We start from the raw sequence: 25,195 nt of genomic DNA, 5'->3' as shown, positions 1-25,195 counted from the left end.
GGTTAGCGGCGAACATGTGTTTCAGAATGAAACTGGCGTCGGGGCTATAGTGAGCCTCAGTCCCAATGTCCTGCTGAGAACACCATGACCACGCCGACCCGCGACACCGCCGCACCCGTCGACCATCTGCGTTTCCATCGTCCCCACGCCCATCTGGCGCCGACATTTAGCACCGACAAATTTGCCCTGCGCGCCGAAGCCTTTGCGCGGTTCTTCGGCACGCCGACCTTTCTCGGGGCGCAGACGCTGATTGTGCTGCTGTGGGTGTGCCTTAACGTCACCGGCGTTACCCATTTCGACGTTTACCCGTTTATTCTGCTCAACCTGGCGTTCAGCTTGCAGTCGGCGTATGCCGCGCCGTTGATTTTGCTGGCCCAGACCCGTCAGGCCGCGCGAGACAAAGCGCAGTCAGAAGCCGATGCGCAGCACCGCGAAGCGCTGGCGGTTGCCAACACTGAACGGCAGGCCCAAGCCGCGCAGAACACCGCGCAACTGTTGGAGTTGCTGCAGCAAAACACCCGCCTGACACAGATGACCAAAGAACTGACCGAACGCATCGAAAGCCTGACGACGGAGATGCATCAACATTTCGTGCGCAAGGATCAGCCAAAGGCCTGAGCAGGCTCACGACAGTTTTAGTGCCCGCCCTAACTCGTCAAACAGTGTCACCACCGAACGCAAGGCGCGGCAATCCGGGCGGGTCAGCAGCCATAGCGCGGTGTCGTAACCGTGCAGAGGCTCGCCCAACGGCTGTAATCCATCACCGATCAAAAAGTCCGGCAACGCCGCCACACCCAGCCCGGCCCGCACCAGTTCCGTGACAGAGAGCATGCTGTTGCAACGATAGCCTGGTGTCACGCCCGGAAACGCTTGGCGGCGCCAGGCAATGGTCGGGTGATCAGGCAGGAAATCGTCCGGGGCAATCCAGGTAAGTGCGGCCAGGTCATGGGTATCGACCGTCTTCAAATAACCGGCACTGGCGCACACGCGATAGGAAATATCCCCCAGACGTCGCCCCACCAAATGCTCGGGCGGAGTGCGGGTCAAGCGCAGGGCGATGTCGGCATCTCGACGGCTGAGGTTGGCGAAGTCGTTGGAGGTGCTGAGTTCAATGGTCAGCGCCGGATAGTTCGGCATGAACTGCGCCAGTGCCGGCAACAGCAAACCTTGCAGGACCGAATCGGTGCAGGTCAGGCGCACGGTGCCGCTGATGACTTCGCCGCCCTGCTCCACGCCGATGCGCGCCGCTTCCAGCGCTAGTTCGGCACGCTCAGCCTGTTCGGCCAAGGTCTGCGCCAAGGAGGTGGGCAGGTAGCCGGCACGGCTTTTTTCGAACAGTTGCTGACCGAGCGCGGCCTCCAGTCGACGCACGGCGCGAAACACCGTCGAGACGTCCACCCTCAACAGCTGCGAAGCCCGAGCCAGAGAGCCGCCGCGCACCAGCGCAAGAATCAGGGCCAGGTCTGGATAGTCCAGTCGATAGTGCGTCGCTGCATTGATCACTTGGAGTAACGCCAATATTGAGTGCGTGAACGCCAATCTATAGTGGGCGTCAGTAATCAACAAGCGCAGAGACCACTCATGGAAAACCGCACCATCCGCATCGCCCTGATCGGTGACTACGACGCGCAGGTCACCGCCCACCAGGCCATTCCCGTGGCGCTAGGCATGGCCGCCGAACACACGCGGCTGAGTGTGCAATGGCAATGGCTGGCGACCGAGAGCATCAACGCCGACACACCACTCGATGAGTTCCACGGTTTCTGGTGCGTCCCCGCCAGCCCTTATCGCAACATGGACGGCGCGTTGCGAGCGATCCGTTTTGCCCGCGAGCAAAAGCGACCTTTCCTCGGCACCTGCGGTGGCTTTCAACACGCGGTACTGGAATATGCCCGCAATGTGCTGGGCTGGACGGATGCTGAACACGGCGAGACGTCTCCCGATGCTGCCCGGGTGCTACTCACGCCACTGACCTGTTCGCTGGTCGAGGCGGTCGACAACATTCATTTGCTTGAGGGTTCGTTGACGGCCCAGGCGTACGAAACTTCCGAAATTCGCGAAGGCTATCGCTGCAGCTACGCTGTGAATCCGCAGTTCGAACGGGAGTTGCTGAAACATGAACTGCACAGCGTCGGCCTGGATTCGGCACAGGGTTTGCGAGCGGTGGAACTCAGCGATCATCCGTTCTTCGTCGCCACCCTGTTCCAGCCAGAACGCGCCGCGCTCAAGGGTACTTTGCCGCCGTTGGTGCGGGCCTTGGTCGAAGCTTGCGTGGAGCACTCGTCATGAGCGCCAATACTCCGCCAGCGCCGTATTACGCGGTGATCTTCACCTCGCTGCGCACGGAAGGTGACCAGGGTTACGCCGAAGCCGCGGCGCGGATGGTGGAGCTGGCCCGAGAGCAACCGGGGTTCCTCGGCGTGGAGTCGGCGCGGGGCGATGATGGGTTGGGAATTACGGTGTCGTATTGGGTGAGTGCGGCGGCGATTCTGGCGTGGAAGCAGCATCCGGAGCACAGTACGATTCGGGAGCGGGGACGATCGACGTGGTATGCGCGCTGTCATACCCGGGTTTGCCGGGTTGAGCGGGATTACAGATTCAGTCATTAGTTGATGTGGATTGCTCAAGACCGCCATCGCTGGCAAGCCAGCTCCCACAGGTCTGTGGTATTCGCCGAATCTGCATTTCACACAAACACTGTGGGAGCGGGCTTGCCCGCGATGAGGCCCGCACGGGCAACGTAAAACTCAGCCCCGCAGCAAACTCCGCACCGCCGAAATCTCCGGCACCTCCCGCCGATTCATATACACCCGCAACGGTTCGGTAATGTTGATCCGGTCGTCGATGTTCTGATCCAGCAACAGCTGAATCAACTCGCGCTTGAGGGTCATGGTCTGTTCGGAACCGGCGGCCCAGACGAATTCGCTGGTGGGGATGATGCCGTCGTCAGCCACGTCCATGCCGAAGGAATCTTCACTGAAGCGGACAATGTAATGGCCGGTCTTGCGATTGAGGCCGACGAAGCCTTTGAGATGGTCGGCAGCCTGGCAGATGAGTTGCGACGTGATGCGCATGGAAACCTCACAAAAAGTGATCGAGGGTTTACACGCAAGGCCAGCGAATGGATTTCCCTCTGCCGGGGAAATTGCCGGGGCCAAGAGTACTGCAAAGCACCGCACAAAAGTGTTGATAAATTCAGCTTTAAACACGTGTAGGTCGGTCTGGTGATAGCGCCTGCAACGTTCAGTTGCTAAAAGAGACGTCTTTGAATAGCCATCGCGAAAGGATCTCGACCATGCCTGCAACCTTTAGCAAAAGCGCCCTGCTGTTGAGTCTGCTGCTTGCCGTTGGCCAAGCCCACGCGGCCAGCGAGCCAAGCCCCACGGCATTGGCGACCCGTTTGGGCATCCCGCACCCGGCAGTAATCGCCCACCGTGGTGCGTCTTTCGATGCACCGGAATCCACCGCCGCCGCCTACAAAGCCGCACGCGACCTGGGCGCCGACTATCTGGAATTGGACCTGCAACGCAGCAAGGATGGCGTGCTGTTCGCCCTGCACGATAACAACCTGCAACGCACCACCGACGTCGCCAGCAAATTCCCTGAGCGCAAAGACAGCCCCGCGAATGCCTTCACCATCGCCGAACTGAAATCCCTCGATGCCGGCAGTTGGTTCAACGCGGCTTACCCCGATCGCGCGCGACCCGGGTTTGTCGGCCTGAAGATCCTCACCCTCGATGAAATCATCGACATCGCCCAGGGCAACCCGCTGCACAAGCCCGGTCTGTACATCGAAACCAAGGAGCCAAAGCAATTCCCCGGCATCGAACGCGACCTCAAGGACAAACTGCAGGACCGTGGCTGGCTGAGTCCCGCAGGGTCGAAAATGGCGAAAAGCGAGCTGGCGGTGGGCCAAGGCCCTGGCAAGGTGATTCTGCAAACCTTCGAAAAGAGCAGCCTCGAATTGCTGGAAAAGGAAATGCCGCAGGTGCCGAAAATCCTGTTGCTGTGGGTCGGCGAAGGCAACATCGAGCCTGCTTCGAAAGTGACATTTGCCGAGTCCGGTGAGAAAGACAAAGCCGCTTACTACGCCAAACAGCAACCGAAAGACAAAGCCGAATTCCAGCGTTGGGTCGACTATGCCAAGGTCCAGGGCGCAGTCGGCACCGGCCCTTCCGCCGCATTGACGAAGGGTGGTGATCAGAGTTACGCGGATCTGGTGAAGCCGTGGATGAACCAATACACCCATGACCAGGGCCTGTTGGTGCACGTCTACACCATCGACGAGGCGGTGGATTTCCAGAAGGTCATGGATGCCGGGGTTGATGGCATCTTTACCAACCGCGCCAGCGAGCTGTTGAAGTTCTATAAACGCCCGGCGGCGGCGAGTGTTGATCAGGTGTTGAAGAATAATGGGTATTGATTCAGGGACCGAGGTGTCTGCATCGCTGGCAAGCCAGCTCCTACAGAGTGGTGTAGTTCGCAAGCGTTGTGAACAACTCAGTCCTGTAGGAGCTGGCTTGCCAGCGATGTTTGTGAATTAAGCCTGAATTAAGTTGCCACAGTTAATCTGATCCCACTTAAACAGCTCACCCAAGGAAAGAAGCTCATGAAAACGTTGACTGCCCTGTTCGCCGCTGCTGCTCTGACTCTTACCGCTGGTTTGGCCCAGGCTGATGTGCCTGTCGACCAGATCCCTCAGTTGGTCAAGGATGGCAAGATCAAGCCATTGGAAGAACTGAACCAGATCGTTCTAAAACTGCATCCGGGTGCCACGATTACCGACAGCGACCTGGACAACCACTTCAACGGTTACGAATACGAAGTGGAATTGCGTGACGCGAAAAACGTTGAATGGGACGTGGATTTGAACGCCGCCACCGGCGAAGTCCTGAAGAATAAAAAAGACGACTGATACGCACAGCAAAAAGCCGCACGATTTAACGATCGTGCGGCTTTTTTGCGTCTGGGTGATTGATCAGGCCGAAGTGCTGACCAGCGAACCCGACGTGCTACCGCCCTCGTCCAGCAACGCTTGCAACAGCGACGCGGTGGCCGTTTGCAACGAGGCCGAGGTCGCCGATATCTGCGATTGAGCCGCCGCCACGTCGGCTGCCTTGGCATCGGCGCTTTCCTGTTTGGCCTGGGCCTCTTGCAGTTGTTGCTGTTGTTCCTGCAACTGCTTTTGCAACTCGGCGATCTGCTTGCGCAGTTCCTTCACCGAATCGGATTCTTCGCTGCTGCTGGAACTGCTGTCACCCGACGCAGGCGCGCCACCAGCGGAAACCTTGGTGTCGTCGGTCGATGTCGACGCCGACGCCGTTGCCGCCGCGGAAGTGTCTTCAGTGCTGTTTGCGCTGGTCGAGGCAGTCGACAAAGGCTGCGTGATCGTAACGGACGAGATGCTGACCATGGGGTTATCCAATGTAGTTCGAAGTAACCCCATCATCGACAGCCCAGGCCAGCAATTGAGATCGACTGTGTATCGACTCGGCCTCAGCCCGGATACAAACACCGCAGCCATTCAACAAACCGTCACAAAACGGTCAAACAGCCTTGCGATGATGCGGCTCACGTAAACCTGTAAAACCCGCGACAGGCGCCTCTCTTTGCGAGCTCTCATGAACCACAGCATCGATCACAGCCATCGCGATCCGGATCTGTTCGGCTTGCTTTACGGTTTCAGTTTTCGCCCCGGTGAGCGCGGTCAGGAAATCGACTCGGCCAGGGCGTTGCGCTGCCTGCAACAACCGGAAGACGACGAGCAGTTTCTCTGGTTGCACCTCAACCTCGCCCACGCCGCGTGCGAGCGCTGGATGAAAAGCCATCTGGAATTGCCCGACGAGTTTTTTGAAGCCTTGCATGAAGGTTCGCGGTCGACGCGCATCGAGCATGTCGACTCGGCGCTGCTGGCGGTGGTCAACGATGTGGTGTTCAACCTCAGCAGCATGGTCTCGTCGGATGTGTCGACGCTGTGGGTGTGCGTGCGCAGTCGGCTGATCATCAGCGCACGCCTGCAACCGCTGCACTCGGTGGATAAGTTGCGCTCGTCGGTAAAGGCCGGCGAACGCTTTCGTTCACCATTGGAACTGTTGGTGCATTTGCTGCGCGATCAGGGCGAAGTGCTGACCCAGATCGTGCGCAAGACCAGCCTCAGCGTCGATCAGGTCGAAGATGAATTGCTGTCCTCGCGACTGTCGACCAACCGCGCCGAACTCGGGGCCAATCGTCGGGTGCTGGTGCGCTTGCAACGGCTGCTGGCGTTGGAGCCGGGTTCGTTGCTGCGGCTGCTGAATCGACCGCCGCCGTGGTTGCAAAAGGAAGACGTGAAGGAGTTGCGCAAATCCACCGAGGAGTTCGCGCTGATCATCAACGACCTCACGGCATTGGGTGAGCGGATCAAATTGTTGCAGGAAGAGATCGCCGCCAACCTCAACGAACAGAGCAACCGCACGTTGTTTACCCTGACCGTGGTGACGGTGTTGGCGCTGCCGATCAACATCATCGCCGGTTTCTTTGGCATGAACGTTGGTGGGGTTCCGCTTTCGCAGGATCCGGAAGGGTTCTGGATTCTGGTAGCACTGGTGGCGACGTTTACGGTGATTGCGGGGCGGTGGGCGTTTCGTAAGCGGCAGGATTATTGATTCACTCCAACCACTGTGGCGAGGGAGCTTGCTCCCGCTCGGCTGCGCAGCAGTCGCAAGGCCTGAACATGCGGCGCAGCTGAACGAACGGGGGCGCTTCGCACCCCAGCGGGAGCAAGCTCCCTCGCCACAGGTTCTTCATTTCAGATCAATGGATCAGGTAAAAACCGCAAACACTGACCCAGGGCAGTCTCCCTGTAATATTTGGCAACGATCATGAGCGACACTCCTTCCCTCCTCAGGAATGTCCGGCATGGCTACGCCCTCCTTCACCGCCGCCCAGGCGCCCGTCAGTAGTGGCAAACCGCAACTCGATAAAAAACCCAGCCTGCTCACGCTCGTTGTGTTTTTTGCCGTACTGGCCATGGGGCTGTTGTTCACCGCCTATAGCCTGATGCGCGACATGAACGAACTCGGCACGGTGGTGACCACCTGGACACCGTTTCTGCTGTTGGGCGTGGCGCTGCTGATTGCCCTTGGCTTCGAATTCGTCAACGGCTTCCACGACACCGCCAACGCCGTCGCCACGGTGATTTACACCCACTCACTGCCACCGAACTTTGCCGTGGTCTGGTCGGGTTTCTTCAACTTCCTTGGCGTGTTGCTATCGAGTGGCGCAGTAGCCTTCGGCATCATCGCGTTGCTGCCGGTGGAGCTGATTCTGCAAGTCGGTTCATCCGCCGGTTTCGCGATGATCTTTGCCCTGCTGATCGCCGCCATCCTGTGGAACCTCGGCACCTGGTGGCTGGGCCTGCCGGCGTCGTCCTCGCACACCCTGATCGGTTCGATCATCGGCGTCGGCATCGCCAACGCGCTGATGCACGGCCGCGATGGCACCAGCGGCGTCGACTGGGCTCAAGCAACCAAGGTCGGTTATGCGCTGCTGCTCTCGCCGTTGGTCGGTTTTGGTTGTGCGGCGCTGTTGCTGCTGGCCCTGCGCGCCTTCGTCAAGAACCGTGCGTTGTACAAGGAACCGAAGGGCAACACGCCGCCGCCCTGGTGGATTCGCGGCATGCTGATCCTGACCTGCACCGGTGTGTCCTTCGCCCACGGTTCCAACGACGGCCAAAAGGGCATGGGCCTGATCATGCTGATCCTGGTTGGCACCCTGCCGATGGCTTACGCGCTAAACCGCACCATGCCAGCGGACCAGGCTTTGCAATTTGCTGCGGTGGCTGAAGTCACTCAGCAAGCGCTGGTGAAAAGTGCGCCACTGCCGGCGTCGGGCGATCCGCGAGCGATCCTTTCCGAATACGTACGCAGCAAGGAAGCGACGCCTCAATTGGTGCCGGCCCTCGCCGCGCTGACCGGCAGCATTGGCGCCGAGGTCAAGGGCTATGGTTCGCTGTCGAAAGTCCCGGCCGAGGCCGTGGGCAACGTGCGTAACGACATGTACCTGACCAGCGAAACCATTCGCCTGATGGACAAGAACAAGGTCGGCAACTTTGACGCCGACACCACCGACAAGCTGCAATTGTTCAAGCAACAGATCGACAGTTCCACGCGCTTCATTCCGTTGTGGGTGAAGATCGCCGTGGCCATCGCTTTGGGGCTGGGCACCATGGTTGGCTGGAAGCGCATCGTGGTGACGGTCGGCGAGAAGATCGGCAAGACTCACCTGACCTACGCCCAGGGCGCCTCGGCGGAAACCGTGGCCATGCTGACCATCGGCGCCGCCGATATGTTCGGCTTGCCGGTGTCGACCACGCACGTGTTGTCTTCAGGCGTGGCCGGGACCATGGTCGCCAATGGCGGCGGTTTGCAGATGAAGACCATCCGCAACCTGCTGATGGCTTGGGTCCTGACCTTGCCGGCGGCGATTGTGTTGTCGGGGAGTTTGTATTGGTTGTTTACCCAGATTTTCTGATGCACCGCATAAAAAATTGTGGGGGCGAGCGTCGGGGGGATGTTTTTGTAAAACTCTGAAGATCAAAAGATCGCAGCCTGCGGCAGCTCCAACAGGGGATTGAGTACACATAATCCTCTATAGGAGCTGCCGCAGGCTGCGATCTTTGCTTTTACTCCGGGCAGGACTCGTAACGCATCACCACCCGCTCGCGCACCACGTCATATACCCAGTGGTAAACGTAGGTGTACGGCAGGAAAAACAGCAGCACGCCGATATCCAGCAGGAACGCCTGCCACAGGCTGACATTCAGCCACCAGGCAATCAGCGGCACGCCCAATGCGACCAGCCCACCTTCGAACAACAGCGCATGCACTACGCGCACCCACGCGTTATGCACAATGGCAAAGCGCTTGAGCATCCGGTCGAAAAAGCCGTTGAACACCACATTCCACGCCAGGGCCAAGGCTGCCATGACAACGGTGACGGCGCCCATTTCGAGCATCGGCCTGTCCATGATCCAGGCCAGCAACGGGGTACAGATGAGAATGGCCAGCAGTTCGAAACCGATAGCCTGAAAAATACGTTCAATGATGGATTTGTTGGCACTCATGGCCTGACTCCCGGATTGTCGATGTGGGCGACGATGGTTGCCATGATCCTCCAGCACACCGATACTTCATAACCAATAACCATCGATCAAGGCGATAGTTTATGGCCTCCCACGAAGTGTTGCTGGCGTTCGTCCAGGCAGCGACCCAAGGCTCTTTTTCCGCCGCGGCGCGCAAGTTGGGCCGCAGTCAGTCGACCATCAGCGCTGCGGTGTCCAGCCTGGAAATCGACTTGAACCTGACGCTGTTCGACCGCAGCAGCCGCAAGCCGACCCTGACCCCGGCCGGGCACGTGATGCTGCAACGCGCCGAGGACATCCTCGCCGCCACCAGCCGTCTGGAAATGACTGCCACGCAACTGTCGCAAGGGGTGGAGCCGAAGCTGACCGTGGCGCTTTCCGATACTTATCAGTCCGACCGTTTCGAAGCGTCACTCAGTGCTTTCGAGCAGCGTTATCCGGACCTGGAACTCGAATGCCTGATCGCCGAATGCGACGACTTGGTGGCGCTTGTGCAAAGCGGTCGGGCGCAACTCGCCTTCGCCGAAATGCAGGACAGCTATCCGCCGGACCTGGTCCATTCGACGGTAGACGAACGCACGGACATCGCCTTGTTCGTGTCCCCCCAGCATCCATTGGCAGCACTGAAATACGTTGATCAGGACGCGTTGCAACAGCACCGTGAATTGCGCCTGGCAACCATCGTCAACCCTTATGAAAGCCGCGCAAAGGGTCGCGTCTGGTCGGCGCCGAGTTATCTGATGCTGCTGGAAATGGCCCAGGGCGGATTTGGCTGGGCGCCGTTGCCGCGTTGGCTGGTGGAGCGTTTTGGGCCGGGTTCATTGCAGGAATTACAGGTGCGCGGCTGGCCGAAAACGGTGTCGGTGGATGCGTTGTGGTCGCGGCTGCATCCGCCGGGGCCGGCGGGGAGTTGGTTGCTGGGCAGGATGCTGGAGTAGCGGTGCGGCGAATGGCCTCATCGCGGGCAAGCCCGCTCCCACAGGTTTGTGTGTCGGCCACAAATTTGCTCAACACCCCTCACCACTGTGGGAGCGGGCTTGCCCGCGATAGGGCCCGCAAGATCACATCAACGCAACGCCTTGAGCCGCCCCTCGATAAACCGCCGCTCAGGCTCTTGCTGGGTCAACTCAAGCGCCCGTTCATACGCCTCGCGCGCCTGCTCCACCCGCCCCAACTGCCGACAAAACTCCGCCCGCGCCGAATGCGCCAAGTGGTAGTCGAGCAACTCTCCACGCTCGAGAATCGCCTCGACCAGCGACAGTCCCGCCGACGGTCCATCGCGCTTCGATATCGCCGCAGCGCGGTTCAGCTCGATCACCGGCGACGGCACGGCTCGCAATAGCACGTCATACAGCCCGACGATCTGCGCCCAATCGGTTTCATCCACCGACGGCGCTTCGGCATGCACCGCCGCAATCGCCGCTTGCAGACAATAGGGGCCGAATCGACGGGAGCTCAGCGCTCGCTCGACCAGTGCACAACCTTCGGCAATCATCTCGCCGTTCCATAAGGTGCGGTCCTGCTCATCGAGCAAGATCAACTCGCCACTCGCCGAGGTCCGCGCCTCCCGGCGTGACTCGTGCAGCAGCATCAGCGCCAGCAGGCCCATCACCTCCGGCTCCGGCAACAACTCCATCAATAAACGTCCGAGGCGGATCGCTTCGCGGGTCAATTCCTCGCGGGTCACTTGCGCACCGATGGACGCCGAATAGCCTTCGTTGAACACCAGGTAAATCACCCGCAAAACGCTCTCGAGGCGCTCCGGCAATTCCGCCAGGGACGGCACTTGGTAAGGGATTTTTGCGTCGCGGATTTTCGCCTTGGCGCGCACGATACGCTGGGCGATGGTGGCCGGCGCAGAGAGAAAGGCACGGGCGATTTCTTCCGTGGTCAGGTCGCAGACTTCCCGCAGCGTCAACGGCACTTGAGCATCAGCCGCCAGCGCTGGGTGACAACAGGTGAAGATCAGGCGCAGCCGATCATCTTCCACGTCTTCGTCACTCCAGTCGGCCTGCTCCAGATCCTCCAGTTGCGCGATCAACAGCGGTCGTGACGCGGCGAAGCGTGCACGCCGTCGCAACACATCGATGGCTTTGAAGCGTCCGGTGGACACCAGCCAGGTGCGCGGATTGTCCGGTACGCCGTCCTGCTGCCAGCGTTCGACCGCGACGAAAAACGCCTCGTGCAAGGCTTCTTCGGCGAGGTCGAAATCGCCGAGCAGGCGGATCAGCGTCGCCAGAATGCGCCGCGACTCTTCGCGATAAACCAGCTCGACGCGTTCCTTGACCGAGGCAGTCATCTCAAGGATTCAACTGCCGAACGGGGCGCACTTCGACACAACCGACCCGGGCTGCAGGAATGTCCGCAGCGACCTGAATCGCTTCGTTCAGATCCTTCGCATCGATCAGGTAGAAACCGGCCAATTGCTCCTTGGTTTCGGCGAACGGACCGTCGGTGATCGACACCTTGCCATTGCGCATGCGCACGGTAGTGGCGGTCTGCACCGACTCCAGCGCTTCGGCGGCAACCATTCGGCCGCTGCCCTGGACAGACTCTGCGTAGGCCATGCATTCCTCGTCCTTGGGGCTCTCCGGCAGCGAATGCAGCAAGTGCTCATCGCTGTAGACCAGGCATAAATACTTCATCGCGCGCTCCTGACTGAACGGATCAACTATGGCTGCAGATCGGCAGCTTCGCCCTGTTTCCCGACGATCAGGGTTCCAGGTTGAACAGTGTCGCGCCACTCTGCATGTCGAACGGCGCCGACCAGTGCTCATGGACGATCTGCCACAACCCCGCGTCCTGTCGGTAGCACTGCGAGACACGCATCCAGCACGCCTGGGTTTCGCCTTTCTCGTTGGTCCCGCCGCAATGGGCCAGCCAATGGGCGAACGCGATCTCCTGGGACGGCTCGATGGTGATCTCGTGGAACTCGAAAATGTGCGGGCCGGGGCACATTTCCATGCATTCCTGCCAATGTGCGCGATAGGCAGGCTTGCCCTTGAATTGCAGGGCTTTGACCGCGTCGAAGGAGACGATGTCGTCGGCATACAAGGCCATGACTTTTTCCACGTCCTTGTTGATGACGGCCTGGCGATAGCTGTCGATCAGGTTCTGGATCTGGGTTTGCGAGTTCATGGTGGTTCTCCGTGGTTTTTGTTGTGAAGACACCCTTAGTCGTCTGGGGAGCCGGCGAATCGACAGGTGAAATAAAAATATTCCAAACGGCCGGAATCGCTAGAATCCGAGGTTCTATTCATGTTGGAAAAAGGACACTCCCGTGACAGCCCGACTCGTGCCTTACGAAAGCCTGAATGCGCTCCAGCGCCAGCAGGTCGAGGCAATTGAAGTACACCCGGAGCAAATCAGGTTCTCCGGTGACATCCATGGTGCATTGCACACTTTGTTGTCCAAGCCTGGCCCCGGCGTCAAAGGATTTGCTCTGTTGGCCGAAGACATTCCCGTTGCGTTTTTACTGCTCAAACGCCCACCGGTGTTGCCCGCCTGGGCCGACGAACACAGCGCCACGCTGCATGCGTTGCAGGTCGATCAGCGTGCTCAGGGCAGAGGTTTCGGCAAGGCCTGCCTGCAAGCACTGCCCGAGGCCGCGCGCCTGGCGTGGCCGGAAATCAGAGGGCTGGAATTGTCGGTGGATGCGGATAACGCGGCGGCCATTGCGCTGTATGCCAAGTATGGTTTTGTCGACAGTGGCGAAGCGTACAAGGGGCGTATCGGCTACGAGCGACGGATGGGTTTGATATTCTGAAATCGCCGCCCCCTGTAGGAGCTGCCGAAGGCTGCGATCTTTTGATCTTGATCTTAAAAAAACAAGATCAAAAGATCGCAGCCTTCGGCAGCTCCTACAGGGGAATGTGTTTACAGCACCAACACCATTTCGTGCCACGCCATCCCGCCGTGGTCCGACGCCGACGGCTTGACGTAGGCGAAGCCGAATCCGGCGTACAGCGGAATATGCCGTTCCTTGCACATCAGGTGGATGCTGACCTTGCCCATTGCGCGCATGCGCTCGATGAACTCGCCCATCAAACGTTTCGCCAGCCCCTGCCCCTGATAATCCGGATGCACCACCACCGACATGATCACCACGTTGGGCCCCGCCGGGTCGTGGCCGATCAGTTCCTTGAAGGCTTCGTCGGACATTTCCACCTGAAATGCCGCACCGGAGTTGATGAAACCGGCTACAACACCGTCCACTTCGGCAACGATGAAACCCTCGGGCCAGGTCGCGATGCGGGTAGCGATTTTCTCCCGGGTCGCGGCTTCGTCGCCTTCATAGGCAACGGTTTCGATGGCGTAGCAGCGGTCCAGGTCGGCGGGGGTGACGTTGCGGATGACGGTGTTCATGGCGGCTCGGGATCAGCGATGGAAAGGCCGGGAATGATAAATCAGCTTCCCCATGACATCGAGAGACGAATCGTCGATCCGTCTCTCGATGCAGCGTTCAGCCTTTGATCGGCAGCCAGAGTTCCAGCTTGCCGGTGTTGAGCTTCGGGTTGAAGTCTTCGCTGTAGCGTTCGAACTCCGGAGCGTTCAGCAGCTCGCGCCCGGACTGCGGCAGCCATGTGCCATGGATGTACTGGAAGGTTTGCGGCAAGGATTCCAGCGGTCCTTTGTGTTCGAACACCACGTACTGCTGAGGCTGGACCTCGACCCAGCGGTAGGTTTCGGGCAAATCGTCGAGTTTGCTGATCTCGACGCCAGCGATGTAATCGAAACCGCCCTTGCCGTCGAAATTGCAGCAGACGCCGTAAGTGACTTCGCCTTTTTGCCCCGGAACATTGCCGATGTGAGGTATGAATTTTTCCCAGAGTTCGGGTATGCCTTTTACCGTTTGCTGGGTAAATTGTCCGCCAAGTCCTGCGATCAGCAGGAAGTGTCCATGTTCGAAGCGTGGTTCCAACACTTCGACGCTTTTTTGCTCATCCATGACTCGACTCCTGGAAGGAAAAAATGGGTTCGGCTGGGAGTATAGAAGCCAAACCCGGTTCGCCCAGTTACAGCGCGTGCAACTGCTCGACGGCACCTGAACCGACAAACTCGTTGTAACCCGATAGGATCACGTACACCGCGAAATAGCAGAAGATCGCTGCCGATGCCATGTAGGAATAACGCAGCAACTTGTCGCCGAGCAACTTGCCGCCGTGGCTCGCGGCAAAGCACAGGCCTGCGGACCACAGCAAACCAGCGCAGAGGAAACCGCCAAGAAACAGCGCCGAACTCAGCGCACCACCGCCGCCTGAGCGGGCGATCAACGTACCGCCCACGGCGGCAAACCAGAGAATCGCGCTGGGCGACGACATGGCGAGAAAAATCCCGCGAAAGAACTCTTTGCGATGGGAGTTGTGGCCCACCTCGGCAGTCTCGGCCAACAGCGCTTCGTGATGGATCGCCGAATAAATCATCTTCGCCGCGAAGTACACCAACAGCGCGGAACCGCCGATCCACAACACCCAGCGCACGGTTTCGTATTGCAGCAAAACCGTCATGCCGGCCAGTGCCAGCACGGCGTAGATCAGGTCACCGACACAGGTGCCCAACCCCAGCGCAAAGCCTTGAAAATAGCCGCGTTGCATCGCCAACGTAATCATTGCGATGTTGGCCACGCCAATGTCCAGGCACAGCGAAAGGCTCAGCAAAAAGCCACTGGTAAATTCCATCGAACCCTTTCCTTCGGACAAATTTGTTTATTTTGAGGCTGGACAGTCTGCCACAGCTGCCCGTACATTCCGCCACAGGTCACCGCAGTGACCAGCGTCGCTCGGACGGTTCCGGGCGCTTACGTTATCCGAGGCAACAATGGCCGAACAAGGTTCGCCGCGCCGCTTTGCGCGCATAGATCGACTCCCCCCTTACGTTTTCAACATCACCGCCGAGCTGAAGATGGCCGCCCGTCGTCGTGGCGAAGACATCATCGACTTGAGCATGGGCAACCCCGACGGCGCCACGCCGCCGCACATTGTCGAAAAACTCGTACAAGTCGCCCAGCGCGAAGACACCCACGGCTATTCCACTTCCAAGGGCATTCCGCGACTGCGCCGGGCAATTTCCAACTGGTACAAGGATCGCTATGAGGTCGACATCGACCCGGAAACCGAAGCCATCGTCACCATCGGCTCCAAGGAAGGCCTGGCGCATTTGATGCTGGCGACCCTGGATCAGGGCGACACCGTGCTGGTGCCGAACCCGAGCTACCCGATTCACATCTACGGTGCCGTGATTGCCGGCGCCCAGGTGCGTTCGGTGCCGCTGGTGCCGGGCGTGGATTTCTTTGCCGAACTGGAACGGGCCATTCGTGGCTCGATCCCGAAGCCGAAAATGATGATCCTCGGTTTCCCGTCCAACCCGACCGCGCAATGTGTGGAGCTGGACTTCTTCGAACGTGTAATCGCCCTCGCCAAGCAGTACGACGTACTGGTGGTGCATGACCTGGCTTACGCCGACATCGTCTACGACGGCTGGAAAGCGCCGTCGATCATGCAGGTGCCCGGCGCCAAGGACATTGCGGTGGAGTTTTTCACCCTGTCCAAGAGCTACAACATGGCCGGTTGGCGCATCGGTTTCATGGTTGGCAACCCGGAGCTGGTCAACGCCCTGGCGCGGATCAAGAGTTATCACGACTACGGCACCTTCACCCCGCTGCAAGTGGCGGCGATTGCGGCGCTGGAAGGCGATCAGCAGTGCGTACGCGACATCGCCGAGCAGTATCGGCAGCGCCGTAATGTGTTGGTCAAAGGCCTGCATGAATTGGGCTGGATGGTGGAAATCCCGAAGGCGTCGATGTACGTCTGGGCGAAGATTCCCGAGGCTTACGCGCATTTGGGCTCGCTGGAATTCGCCAAGAAGCTGCTCGCCGAAGCGAAGGTTTGCGTCTCGCCGGGCGTGGGGTTTGGCGAGTACGGGGATGATCATGTGCGCTTCGCGCTGATCGAAAACCAGGACCGGATTCGTCAGGCGGTGCGCGGGATTCGCGGGATGTTTCGGGCGGATGGGTTAGCACCGAAAACCAATGCCTGACACCCGATAAATGTAACAACAACAATCCTGTGGCGAGGGAGCTTGCTCCCGCTGGGTCGCGAAGCGGCCCCGAAACCGGTCACCGCATTTCTTCAGCCAGGACGCATTGACCGGATTTGCGACTGCTTCGCAGCCGAGCGGGAGCAAGCTCCCTCGCCACAAAAGTGATCCACGTTGAGTTTTGATCACCCACAAAAAAACCGCATCGCTGCGGTTTTTTTGTGTCTGGCGAATCGCTTAGACGAACAGCGACAACAGCAGAATGAAGCCCAGCCCAACTACCGACAGGATGGTTTCCATCGCGGTCCAGGTCTTGAAGGTTTCGGCCACGGTCATGTTGAAGTACTGCTTCACCAGCCAGAAACCGGCGTCGTTGACGTGGGACAGGATCAACGAACCGGCGCCGGTGGCCAGCACCAGCAGTTCCCGGTTCACGCCCGGAATCATCCCCACCACCGGCACCACAATGCCTGCGCCAGTAATGGTTGCTACGGTTGCCGAACCGGTGGCGATACGGATCACCGCCGCCACCAGCCAGGCCAGCAGGATCGGCGAGATCTGTGCGTTCACCGCCATGTGGCCGATCACGTCACCCACACCGCTGGTCACCAGCATCTGCTTGAAGCCACCACCGGCGCCGATGATCAGAATGATCGCGGCGGTCGGCGCGAGGCTCGCGTCCAGCCATTTCATCATTTGGCTGGAACCGATGCCCTGCTTGTAGCCGAAGGTGTACAGCGACAGCAGCAACGCCAGCAGCAACGCCGAGATCGGGTGACCGATCAGGTCCATGAAGGCGCGGAAGATGTTGCCGTCCGGCAGCACCACGTCGGCAAACGTCTTGAGCAGCATCAGGAACACTGGCAGCAGCACGGTTACCAGCGTGATGCTGAAGCTCGGCAGTTCAGCCGAATCCGTTTCGCGGGCCAGTTGATCCACCAACTCCTGGTTCGGATGACCGGGAATGTGCTTGGCAATGAACGTACCGAAGATCGGACCGGCAATGATTGCCGTTGGCAGCGCCACGATCAGACCATAAAGAATGGTTTTACCGATGTCGGCGCCGAACACGCCAATCGCCAGCAGCGGACCCGGGTGCGGCGGCACCAAGCCGTGTACTGCGGACAAACCGGCCAGCAGCGGGATACCGATCTTGATGATCGACACGCCGGTGCGACGGGCCACAATGAACACCAACGGAATCAGCAGCACGAAACCAATTTCGAAGAACAGCGGAATGCCGACCAGGAACGCGGCGAACATCATCGCCCACTGCACCTTGTCCTTGCCGAACGCACGAATCAGCGTTTGGGCAATTTGATCCGCCCCGCCCGACTCGGCCATCATTTTGCCGAGCATGGTGCCCAGCGCCAGGATGATCCCGACAAAACCGAGCACGCCACCGAAGCCATCCTGGAACGCTTTGATGATGGTGCCGATCGGCATGCCGGACGTCAGCCCGAGGAAGGCTGCAGCAATGATCAGGGCTAGAAAGGGGTGCAACTTGAACTTGGTGATCAGAACGATAAGCCCGATCACCGTGACCACTGCATCGAGCAGCAGGAACGTCTCGTGGGACATGCCAAACATTAGGGGTGTCTCCTGGTTGTTGTTGTTATTAAAGCGGGAAATTCGAAAGCCATAAGGACAGCGCTATCTCTTCAAGCAAAATTTAACCGGCGCGTTTCAAGCCGTGTTCCAGCCACCAGACGTGAGCCTGAACGGCCAACTGGTCGACACTGTGGAGCGAAGCATCAAGGGCCAGGGTCAACGGCTCGCCGACGGGCGATTCGAGGGTGGCGAACTGGCTGTCGATCAAGGTCGATGGCATGAAGTGGCCTGGCCGGTGGGATACACGGTCGGCGGCGACTTCAGGGGTCAACTCAAGAAACACGAAGCCCAGGCCCGGCAAGGCACTGCGCAGACGTTCGCGGTAAATGTGTTTGAGGGCCGAGCAGGTCAGCACGGGGCGCTGGCCCAGGGCGTCAATGCGGCGCAGTTCATCGCACAGGCTGTCGAGCCAGCCGGCACGGTCTTCATCGTTCAGGGGGATCCCCGCGCTCATCTTTTCGATATTGGCGGCAGGATGGAAAGAATCGCCTTCAATGGCAGTGGCGCCGCTGAGCTGGCACAAAGCCTCGCCGACGCTTGTCTTGCCGCAACCGGCAACGCCCATGATGACCAGGGCGGTGATGGGATGATTCATGTAACACCTCAGCGCGCAGACAGCGCTACCTTTGCCAGTTATGACACTAGACCAAAAGCAGAAGTTGCCGACGCCTTTCTTGTCATTTTGTGGGTTGCAGCATGTGTGTTCCCAACGCCAAAAAGCGAGGATCAGGCGAACCCTCGCTCACGCATTTGCAGCTGCATCGAGACAGCGCTACCTTAGTGCCTTGAATTTTGTTTGGCAAGCCGTCGATGACTCCAACTAAAAACGATAAAAATACGCGCACCACTGGCCGCCCTACCCTGAATGAAGTTGCCCGCCTGGCCGGTGTCAGCCCGATTACTGCCTCCCGTGCCTTGCGCGGCGTCAGCACCGTGGCCACCGAACTGGTGGAAAAAGTGCAGAAAGCGGCGCTTGAACTCAACTATGTGGTCAACCCTGCTGCCCGCGCCCTCGCCTCGGCCCAGAGCCATTCGGTGGTGGTGTTGGTGCCGTCGCTGTCCAACCTTTTGTTCATTGATACCCTGGAAGCCATTCATCAGGTTTTGCGGCCAAAAGGCTTCGAAGTGCTGATCGGCAACTTCCACTATTCCCGCGACGAAGAAGAAAACCTGCTGCGCAACTACATGGCCTATCAGCCGCGCGGCTTGCTGCTGACCGGTTTCGACCGCACCGAAAGTTCGCGCAGGATGATCGAGGCGAGCAATATTCCGTGCGTGTATATGATGGAGCTGGACAGCGCCGCCGGGCTCAATTGCGTCGGTTTTTCGCAACTGGCTGCTGGCGAAACGGCGGCCGAACATTTGCTCTCTCGGGGCCGCAAGCGTCTGGCCTACATCGGCGCGCAACTCGACCAGCGGACGTTGCTGCGGGGTGAAGGTTTCCGCCGCGCCCTGCAAAAAGCCGGTCTGTATGACCCGGCGCTGGAGGTGCTGACGCCACGCCCGTCGTCGGTCGGCCTGGGCGGCGAGTTGTTCCTGAAGATGATTGCCAGTCATCCCGATGTGGACGCGATTTTCTTCGGCAACGACGACCTGGCCCAGGGCGCATTGCTCGAAGCCCTGCGCCATGGCATCAAGATCCCCGAGCAGGTAGCGATTCTCGGTTTCAACGATCTGCCCATGTCCGAATACATGGTCCCGCGCCTGAGCAGCATCAACACCCCGCGCGAAGCCATCGGCCGGCGTGCGGCGGAGCAGATGTTGACGTTGATGGCTGGGAACACCGTGGCCAGACCGGTGCAAGACATGGGCTTTGAGTTAAAGATTCGCGAGAGTACGTAGTTCCCCCTGTAGGAGCTGCCGAAGGCTGCGATCTTTTGATCTGGCTCTTAAACAACAAGATCAAAAGATCGCAGCCTTCGGCAGCTCCTACAGGGATACCGCGGTCAGGCAACAGGATTTCAACTAACCTTTTAGGACGACGAATGTCCCCCATCGGTCGCTAACGGGTAGCTCAATGGAACACGCACTGAAAATCCTCGGTAAAGCCTCGTCAATCAACGTCAGAAAAGTCCTTTGGACGTGCGAGGAACTGGGCCTTTCCTACGAACGCGAGGATTGGGGCAGTGGTTTTGCCTCGACCCACAGCCCCGAGTTTCTGCGACTCAACCCCAACGCACAGGTACCGGTGATCATTGATGAGAACGGGGTGTTGTGGGAATCCAACACCATCTGCCGCTACCTGACCGGCAAACACCACCATCACCACGCCGATTTGCTACCCACCGAACCCGCCGCACGCGCGCGGGTGGAACAGTGGATGGATTGGCAAGCCACTGAACTCAACCCGTCCTGGAGTTATGCGTTCATGTCGTTGGTGCGCAAGGATCCGGAATTCCAGGATCCGCATCGCCTCGAAGTCGGCGTGCGTAACTGGAATCAGAAGATGGCCATCCTCGAACATCAGCTGGCAGTCACCAAGGCTTATGTTGCCGGGGCTAAATTTACCTTGGCCGATATCGTGGTCGGGCTGTCCGTTAATCGCTGGCTGATGACGCCGATCGAGCGTCCGGATTACCCGGCGGTTGATGAGTATTTCCAGCGCTTGGCACAGCGCCCCGGATTTATGAAACATGGCTGCAACGGCCTGCCTTGAGCGGTCGAGCGCTACAAATCGCTAAAATGTAACCATTCATTGCAATAACGTGGCGAATCTCGGTGTGCCAGCGCCGGGATTCACAATCATTGGTTTCCGATAGCAGGCTAAGCTTCTCCATCGATAAAAAATGGATCAGCCCATGACTGCCCTCCCCACTGCTGCTGCTCAAGCAGGCGACGTAGATCCGGTGCGTGCCGCACAGATTTCCGCCCGCATCGATCGCCTGCCCGCTGTTTCGACGATCTGGCGCCTGGTGGCGCTGCTGTCGATCGGCGGCTTCTTCGAACTCTACGACCTGTTCCAGACTGCCTACATCAGCCCCGGCCTGATCAGTGATGGCATCTTCGCCACCGGCAGCCAGGGTGTATTTGGTTTCTCCGATCAGGCAGCGTTCGCCTCGGCGACGTTTCTCGGTCTGTTCCTCGGCGCCAGCCTGTTGAGCCCGCTGGCCGACCGTTTTGGCCGGCGCGCCATCTTCACCTTTGCCTTGATCTGGTACACCGTCGCGACCGTGCTGATGGGCGTTCAGAGTTCTGCGCTGGGGATCATCTGCATGCGCTTTCTGGTGGGCATCGGTCTGGGCATCGAGTTGGTGACCATCGACGCTTACCTCTCGGAACTGGTGCCCAAGCGCATGCGCAGTTCGGCGTTTGCCTTCGCGTTTTTCGTGCAGTTTCTGTCGGTGCCGGCGGTGGCGCTGATGTCTTGGTGGCTGGTGCCGCAGGCGCCTTTCGGTGTGTCCGGTTGGCGTTGGGTGGTGTTGGCCAGCGCGGTGTTTGCGTTGTTCATCTGGTGGCTGCGTTCGCGTTTGCCGGAATCACCGCGTTGGCTGGCCCAATATGGGCGTTACGATGAGGCAGACCAGATTCTCGCCCGCATCGAAGCGCGTTGCGTCAAGGATCAGGGTAAGCCGCTGGACGAGCCGGAACTGGCTGACGTGGACATTCAGGGTAAGGGCCGCTTCGCCGATATCTGGCAGCCGCCTTACCGCCGTCGCGCCTTGATGCTGATCGTATTTCACGTGTTCCAGGCTATCGGTTTCTTTGGCTTCGGCAACTGGTTGCCGGCGTTGCTCAATGGCCAGGGCGTGAGCGTCACACACAGCCTGATGTACGCCTTCATCATCACCCTCGCCTACCCGCTGGGGCCGTTGCTGTTCGTGAAGTTCGCCAACCGTTTCGAGAACAAGTGGCAGATTGTCGGCTCGGCGTTGGGCGCCATGACCTTCGGCACTTTGTTTGCCCTGCAAACGAGTGCGTTCGGCCTGATTTTCTGTGGGGTGATGATCACCTTCTGCAACGCCTGGCTGAGCTTCAGTTATCACTCCTATCAAAGCGAACTGTTCCCCACCAACATCCGTGCGCGTGCGGTGGGTTTCTGTTATTCGTTCAGTCGTTTGTCGACGGTGTTCAGCAGCTTGCTGATCGGGATTTTCCTCGAACACTTCGGCACGCCGGGCGTACTTGCTTTCATCGTCAGCAGCATGCTGATCGTGATGCTGACCATCGGCTGGTTCGGCCCGCGCACCCGCAACCTGGCGCTGGAAAACATCGCCCATCGCTGACGACCACGCGGTCGGGCTCTGCCGCAGAGCGGCAAGGCTTGACCGCGATCGCTACGGTTTATTCTGGCGAGAAACATTAACCGATTGATATATATGGACTTTTATATATAGGCATACTATTTGCTCCAAGCACTGCACCGCCAATACCTACAAGGTCTGCTTATCATGTTGGTCAGTGCAAAATTAAACCTGGTAACCCCACTCCCGAAGCGCCCCGGTGAAGATCTCACCGCCGAAGCCGCCGCCGGACTTCAAAGTGCGTTGACGCAAGCCCTGCAAAACAATGTGCAGGCGCAAAACGCGCAAGCCACTTCGCAAGTCCAGGAATCCGCCACTCAACTCGCCACGCAACAGGTGAGCGAAGCCACGAGAATCAGCGACAACGTTGATGAAGCGTTTGCCAAAACCCGCGTGGGTCTGCAAGCGAATAACTCGGCGTTGCCAAGTGACGTCAAGGACCGGATCGGTGACGGTTCAGCCACGTCCGAGTTCAAGGACTACATGAGCAAGACCCCAGAACAGCGGATGCGCGACGCGATACTGGCGCAGATGGGCCTGACCGAAGATGAGGTAAAAGCCATGCCCCCTGAACAGCAAGAGGCTATCGGCAAAGAGATTGCGGACCGCATGCAGGACAAGGTGAAAGTGGCCCAGGCCGAGAAAGACAACAGCAGCAGCGAGAAAAATGGCAGCCAGGTGGTCGATAAATTCCTCGCGTCGCTTTAACCAATTCCGTGTAGGAGCTGCCGCAGGCTGCGATCTTTTGATCTTAAACAATCAAGATCAAAAGATCGCAGCCTGCGGCAGCTCCTACAGGGGTCTGGGAAGTCAGTTCAATTGCAGCGTTGAATTGAACTGGCTGATCGCGTCCACCACGTGCCGCGATCCCTGTTGAATCTCCAGAATCACCTCCCCCGCCTCGTTTGCCAATTCCACGCCAAGGCCGGTTCGGCTCAGACTCGACTGCATGCTCGACACCGCGCTCAATGACAGATCGTGGTTCTTGCGCACCACATCAACGATCTCTAGCGTCGCCTGACTTGTGCGTGCTGCCAGGCTGCGCACCTCATCCGCCACCACCGCAAACCCTCGCCCATGTTCCCCGGCGCGGGCCGCTTCGATGGCGGCGTTGAGCGCCAGCAGGTTGGTCTGATCGGCAATGCCACGGATGGTCTGGACGATGGTGCCGATGATGTCGGACTGTTTGCTCACCGCATCGATGCTCAGCGCCGCTTCGTTCAAGTCCCGGGAAATGTCCTGGATGATCTGCACCGTTTGCTGCACCACCTCGGAGCCCTTGCGCGCGCAGGCGTCGTTTTGCACCGAGGTGCTGTGCGCCGCTTCCGCAGCGCTTTGCAGAGTAGTGACCTGCCCGGTGATATTGCTGGCGAACTTGACCACTTTGTACAGCCGGCCCTTGGCATCAAACAGCGGGTTGTAGGACGCTTCCAGAAACACCGTATGACCGAACTTATCCTTGCGCTCGAAACGGTGCGAGTGATATTCGCCGCGGTTCAACGAGGCCCAGAACGCCCTGTAGTTTTGCGACTCACTCTCGCTGCGATGACAGAACATGCTGTGATGCTGCCCGACGATTTCATTGAGCGAGTAATGCATGGTTTTCAGGAAGTTTTCATTGGCCGTGATGACCTTGCCATCCGGGGTGAATTCGATCACCGCCATGGAGCGCCCGATCGCGGCGAGCATGCTTGCGTTTTCGTATTCCTTGCGCGCCCTGGCTGATACGTCAGTGGCGACTTTGATCACACTCTTAACCTGCCGTTCGGGACCGAAGACCGGCATGTAACTGGCTTCGAGCCAGATCTCCTTGCCACTCTTGTCCAACCGCAAAAAGGTACCGCTGACCGGTTCACCACGGGCCAAGTCGCGCCACAACTTGGCGTACTCCTCGCTGCGGTAAAACGCCTCTTCGCAAAATATCCGGTGGTGCTTGCCGCGTACTTCATCGGCGCTGTACCCCATGACATTGCAAAAATTTTCGTTGGCATCGAGCACGATGCCTTCAGGGGTGAACTCAATCATCGCCATCGAACGACTGACGGCGGCCAACTTGGCATTGGCTTCGGTCAAGGCACAACTGAAGCGTTCAATTTCCAGCAGGTCAGCCTTGTGATGTAGGTTGAACATGGTCGTATCACCCTAAGCGCGTTTTTTTAAATGAAAGTCACGGGTCTTTCAAATCCACCACTACGTTCCACAGAACAGGCACACGCGCCCCTCCAGAAGAAGGACTTGTCAGGTGATTTTTGATGTTGAATCGGAGGGTCCCTGTCGCGACGTCCTCATCAAGACATCCTTCTCTTGATAGCCCGCAAACGGGCCAGCCCTAACGTGTTCACTGGCAAACTCCCCAGAGCTTAGCCAGTGGCGTTAGGACTACAAGGCCACTAGTCGGCCATTATCGAGGACTAAAACGGTTCATCTCCACTCGAGGTCACGCCAAGTCAAGGAGGGGTCACTTGCGCAATGCAGGAGACAGCACTCCATGCCCCGTTAGCCAATTATTTTTTATCCTCTGCCAACGGCGCGACTTTGATACTCACAATCCTGTCGCCAAATTCTCCAAGATGGGCAATGAAGTATTGCTCCGTCCACGCCTCAGTTTTTTCTGGAATATTAAACGGACAACATTCATCACCAATTCCGATTTCTTTCAGAGTACTTGTCATAATTCTTCCACGGCCATCAACTCCGTCCACCCCATAAACAATCTTGGCATAAGGCTTGTAACTGTATTTCCAGGATGAGACTTGGTGACTCATGTTGTAGTCCGACAAATTGACGATACTGTTTGAACTGCTCACCACCGATACCTTTCTGCCTACATAATCCGGATGTTCCCAGACACAGAAATAGCCAAATTCGCAGGAAGTGAGTACATCACTGGCAACACCGGGGGCCGGGAAGGTGACCACGACAGCTCCGTTGTCATAAACCAGCTGGGTCGAGCTGACCTTCGTTCCGCCCTTTTTTTTCGCTAGTTGTTGATCCATTTGTTGCTGAACTACAGCCTTCTGTACATCGTCCAGTGGAGGATTGAACACCACATACTTTCCTGGGCGAATCGAATTTTCTGACGAATATAAATAGAATCCTGCGACGATGCAGGCGCCTAACACTGAGACGATAGTTAGCCATTTGATTTTCATATTGAACTCCACACTTTGAGTTTTAACTTAATCAC

Annotated in this window: 27 protein-coding genes and 2 pseudogenes; 14 read left to right on the top strand and 15 right to left on the bottom strand. The window is 58.5% G+C overall.

The window, feature by feature from the left end; genetic code table 11:
- Positions 1-84 precede the first annotated feature (84 nt).
- Complete coding sequence (locus tag NL64_RS16940) at positions 85-618, top strand: DUF1003 domain-containing protein (RefSeq protein ID WP_034149212.1); 534 nt, start codon at positions 85-87, stop codon at positions 616-618.
- A gap of 6 nt (positions 619-624) precedes the next feature.
- Here the strand turns inward: NL64_RS16940 and NL64_RS16935 are convergent, their stop codons facing one another.
- Entirely contained in the window at positions 625-1,566 is a 942-nt protein-coding gene (locus NL64_RS16935) for a LysR family transcriptional regulator (protein WP_080758003.1), read from the bottom strand.
- A 15-nt stretch (positions 1,567-1,581) separates the two neighbouring features.
- On the opposite strand from NL64_RS16935, the gene NL64_RS16930 reads away from it, so the two are divergent.
- Both NL64_RS16930 and NL64_RS16925 read left to right on the top strand, forming a co-directional pair.
- Complete coding sequence (locus tag NL64_RS16930) at positions 1,582-2,289, top strand: CTP synthase C-terminal region-related (seleno)protein (RefSeq protein WP_034149210.1); 708 nt, start codon at positions 1,582-1,584, stop codon at positions 2,287-2,289.
- Positions 2,286-2,609, top strand: a complete 324-nt coding sequence (locus NL64_RS16925) for an antibiotic biosynthesis monooxygenase family protein (RefSeq protein WP_034149209.1) — start codon at positions 2,286-2,288, stop codon at positions 2,607-2,609. The genes NL64_RS16930 and NL64_RS16925 overlap by 4 nt, the downstream gene beginning before the upstream one ends.
- A 138-nt stretch (positions 2,610-2,747) precedes the next feature.
- Here the strand turns inward: NL64_RS16925 and NL64_RS16920 are convergent, their stop codons facing one another.
- A complete protein-coding gene (locus NL64_RS16920) occupies positions 2,748-3,074 on the bottom strand; it encodes a DUF2025 family protein (protein WP_034149208.1) in 327 nt (108 codons plus the stop codon).
- Between the two features lie 221 nt (positions 3,075-3,295).
- Here NL64_RS16920 and NL64_RS16915 point away from each other — a divergent pair, with 221 nt between their 5' ends.
- The gene (locus tag NL64_RS16915; RefSeq protein ID WP_034149207.1) at positions 3,296-4,423 is read left to right on the top strand and encodes a glycerophosphodiester phosphodiesterase; all 1,128 of its coding nucleotides are present in this window, start codon (positions 3,296-3,298) and stop codon (positions 4,421-4,423) included.
- Positions 4,424-4,609: 186 nt separating this feature from the next.
- Positions 4,610-4,915, top strand: coding sequence for a PepSY domain-containing protein (locus NL64_RS16910; protein WP_034149206.1), 306 nt, complete (start codon positions 4,610-4,612; stop codon positions 4,913-4,915).
- Between the two features lie 63 nt (positions 4,916-4,978).
- On the opposite strand, the gene NL64_RS16905 is transcribed toward NL64_RS16910, so the two are convergent.
- A complete protein-coding gene (locus tag NL64_RS16905; RefSeq protein ID WP_034149205.1) occupies positions 4,979-5,413 on the bottom strand; it encodes a hypothetical protein in 435 nt (144 codons plus the stop codon).
- Between the two features lie 208 nt (positions 5,414-5,621).
- On the opposite strand from NL64_RS16905, the gene NL64_RS16900 reads away from it, so the two are divergent.
- Both NL64_RS16900 and NL64_RS16895 read left to right on the top strand, forming a co-directional pair.
- Positions 5,622-6,644 carry a transporter gene (locus tag NL64_RS16900; protein WP_034149204.1) on the top strand — a complete coding sequence of 341 codons (1,023 nt, stop codon included), beginning with the start codon at positions 5,622-5,624 and terminating at the stop codon, positions 6,642-6,644.
- Between the two features lie 253 nt (positions 6,645-6,897).
- The gene (locus NL64_RS16895; RefSeq protein ID WP_034149203.1) at positions 6,898-8,511 is read left to right on the top strand and encodes an inorganic phosphate transporter; all 1,614 of its coding nucleotides are present in this window, start codon (positions 6,898-6,900) and stop codon (positions 8,509-8,511) included.
- A 151-nt stretch (positions 8,512-8,662) separates the two neighbouring features.
- On the opposite strand, the gene NL64_RS16890 is transcribed toward NL64_RS16895, so the two are convergent.
- Complete coding sequence (locus tag NL64_RS16890; protein WP_034149202.1) at positions 8,663-9,103, bottom strand: multidrug/biocide efflux PACE transporter; 441 nt, start codon at positions 9,101-9,103, stop codon at positions 8,663-8,665.
- Between the two features lie 101 nt (positions 9,104-9,204).
- On the opposite strand from NL64_RS16890, the gene NL64_RS16885 reads away from it, so the two are divergent.
- Positions 9,205-10,059 (top strand): LysR family transcriptional regulator, encoded by an 855-nt coding sequence (locus NL64_RS16885; RefSeq protein WP_034149201.1) that lies wholly within the window; start codon positions 9,205-9,207, stop codon positions 10,057-10,059.
- Between the two features lie 128 nt (positions 10,060-10,187).
- Here NL64_RS16885 and NL64_RS16880 read toward each other — a convergent pair whose 3' ends face one another.
- The 3 genes from NL64_RS16880 to NL64_RS16870 form a co-directional block, all read right to left on the bottom strand.
- The gene (locus tag NL64_RS16880; protein WP_034149200.1) at positions 10,188-11,420 is read right to left on the bottom strand and encodes an RNA polymerase sigma factor; all 1,233 of its coding nucleotides are present in this window, start codon (positions 11,418-11,420) and stop codon (positions 10,188-10,190) included.
- Between the two features lies 1 nt (position 11,421).
- Complete coding sequence (locus tag NL64_RS16875; RefSeq protein ID WP_034149199.1) at positions 11,422-11,766, bottom strand: YciI family protein; 345 nt, start codon at positions 11,764-11,766, stop codon at positions 11,422-11,424.
- Between the two features lie 67 nt (positions 11,767-11,833).
- The gene (locus tag NL64_RS16870; RefSeq protein ID WP_034149198.1) at positions 11,834-12,259 is read right to left on the bottom strand and encodes a YybH family protein; all 426 of its coding nucleotides are present in this window, start codon (positions 12,257-12,259) and stop codon (positions 11,834-11,836) included.
- A 142-nt stretch (positions 12,260-12,401) separates the two neighbouring features.
- Between NL64_RS16870 and NL64_RS16865 the strand changes: the two genes are divergently transcribed.
- Positions 12,402-12,887 (top strand): GNAT family N-acetyltransferase, encoded by a 486-nt coding sequence (locus NL64_RS16865; RefSeq protein ID WP_034149197.1) that lies wholly within the window; start codon positions 12,402-12,404, stop codon positions 12,885-12,887.
- Positions 12,888-12,997: 110 nt separating this feature from the next.
- Here the strand turns inward: NL64_RS16865 and NL64_RS16860 are convergent, their stop codons facing one another.
- From NL64_RS16860 to NL64_RS16850, 3 genes are all read right to left on the bottom strand, one after another.
- The gene (locus tag NL64_RS16860) at positions 12,998-13,486 is read right to left on the bottom strand and encodes a GNAT family N-acetyltransferase (protein ID WP_034149196.1); all 489 of its coding nucleotides are present in this window, start codon (positions 13,484-13,486) and stop codon (positions 12,998-13,000) included.
- Positions 13,487-13,583: 97 nt separating this feature from the next.
- Positions 13,584-14,069, bottom strand: coding sequence for a GyrI-like domain-containing protein (locus tag NL64_RS16855; protein ID WP_034149195.1), 486 nt, complete (start codon positions 14,067-14,069; stop codon positions 13,584-13,586).
- A gap of 67 nt (positions 14,070-14,136) precedes the next feature.
- Positions 14,137-14,799 carry a LysE family translocator gene (locus tag NL64_RS16850; protein ID WP_034149194.1) on the bottom strand — a complete coding sequence of 221 codons (663 nt, stop codon included), beginning with the start codon at positions 14,797-14,799 and terminating at the stop codon, positions 14,137-14,139.
- A 139-nt stretch (positions 14,800-14,938) separates the two neighbouring features.
- On the opposite strand from NL64_RS16850, the gene alaC reads away from it, so the two are divergent.
- Positions 14,939-16,156, top strand: coding sequence for an alanine transaminase (gene alaC, locus NL64_RS16845; protein WP_034149193.1), 1,218 nt, complete (start codon positions 14,939-14,941; stop codon positions 16,154-16,156).
- Positions 16,157-16,393: 237 nt separating this feature from the next.
- On the opposite strand, the gene NL64_RS16840 is transcribed toward alaC, so the two are convergent.
- Positions 16,394-17,746 carry a GntP family permease gene (locus NL64_RS16840; RefSeq protein ID WP_034149192.1) on the bottom strand — a complete coding sequence of 451 codons (1,353 nt, stop codon included), beginning with the start codon at positions 17,744-17,746 and terminating at the stop codon, positions 16,394-16,396.
- 82 nt (positions 17,747-17,828) lie between these two features.
- The gene (locus tag NL64_RS16835) at positions 17,829-18,362 is read right to left on the bottom strand and encodes a gluconokinase (protein ID WP_034149191.1); all 534 of its coding nucleotides are present in this window, start codon (positions 18,360-18,362) and stop codon (positions 17,829-17,831) included.
- Positions 18,363-18,577: 215 nt separating this feature from the next.
- Here NL64_RS16835 and NL64_RS16830 point away from each other — a divergent pair, with 215 nt between their 5' ends.
- From NL64_RS16830 to NL64_RS16815, 4 genes are all read left to right on the top strand, one after another.
- A complete protein-coding gene (locus NL64_RS16830; protein WP_034149190.1) occupies positions 18,578-19,609 on the top strand; it encodes a LacI family DNA-binding transcriptional regulator in 1,032 nt (343 codons plus the stop codon).
- A 175-nt stretch (positions 19,610-19,784) separates the two neighbouring features.
- The gene (locus NL64_RS16825; protein WP_034149189.1) at positions 19,785-20,423 is read left to right on the top strand and encodes a glutathione S-transferase family protein; all 639 of its coding nucleotides are present in this window, start codon (positions 19,785-19,787) and stop codon (positions 20,421-20,423) included.
- A 142-nt stretch (positions 20,424-20,565) separates the two neighbouring features.
- Positions 20,566-21,990, top strand: a complete 1,425-nt coding sequence (locus tag NL64_RS16820) for an MFS transporter (protein WP_034149188.1) — start codon at positions 20,566-20,568, stop codon at positions 21,988-21,990.
- Between the two features lie 165 nt (positions 21,991-22,155).
- On the top strand, positions 22,156-22,716 hold the full coding sequence (locus tag NL64_RS16815) for a hypothetical protein (RefSeq protein ID WP_034149187.1): 561 nt from the start codon (positions 22,156-22,158) through the stop codon (positions 22,714-22,716).
- A 102-nt stretch (positions 22,717-22,818) separates the two neighbouring features.
- Here NL64_RS16815 and NL64_RS31160 read toward each other — a convergent pair.
- From NL64_RS31160 to NL64_RS16805, 3 genes and pseudogenes are all read right to left on the bottom strand, one after another.
- A pseudogene (locus NL64_RS31160) lies at positions 22,819-23,238 on the bottom strand (methyl-accepting chemotaxis protein); the annotation flags it as partial.
- 123 nt (positions 23,239-23,361) lie between these two features.
- Positions 23,362-24,033 (bottom strand): annotated as a pseudogene (locus tag NL64_RS31155) (PAS domain-containing protein); the annotation flags it as partial.
- A 479-nt stretch (positions 24,034-24,512) separates the two neighbouring features.
- Positions 24,513-25,160 (bottom strand): peptidase inhibitor family I36 protein, encoded by a 648-nt coding sequence (locus NL64_RS16805; RefSeq protein WP_034149185.1) that lies wholly within the window; start codon positions 25,158-25,160, stop codon positions 24,513-24,515.
- Positions 25,161-25,195 lie beyond the last annotated feature (35 nt).

The organism is Pseudomonas fluorescens (assembly GCF_000802965.1).
Lineage (GTDB): Bacteria > Pseudomonadota > Gammaproteobacteria > Pseudomonadales > Pseudomonadaceae > Aquipseudomonas > Aquipseudomonas fluorescens_A.
This window is presented reverse-complemented; position numbering and strand designations above follow the sequence as displayed.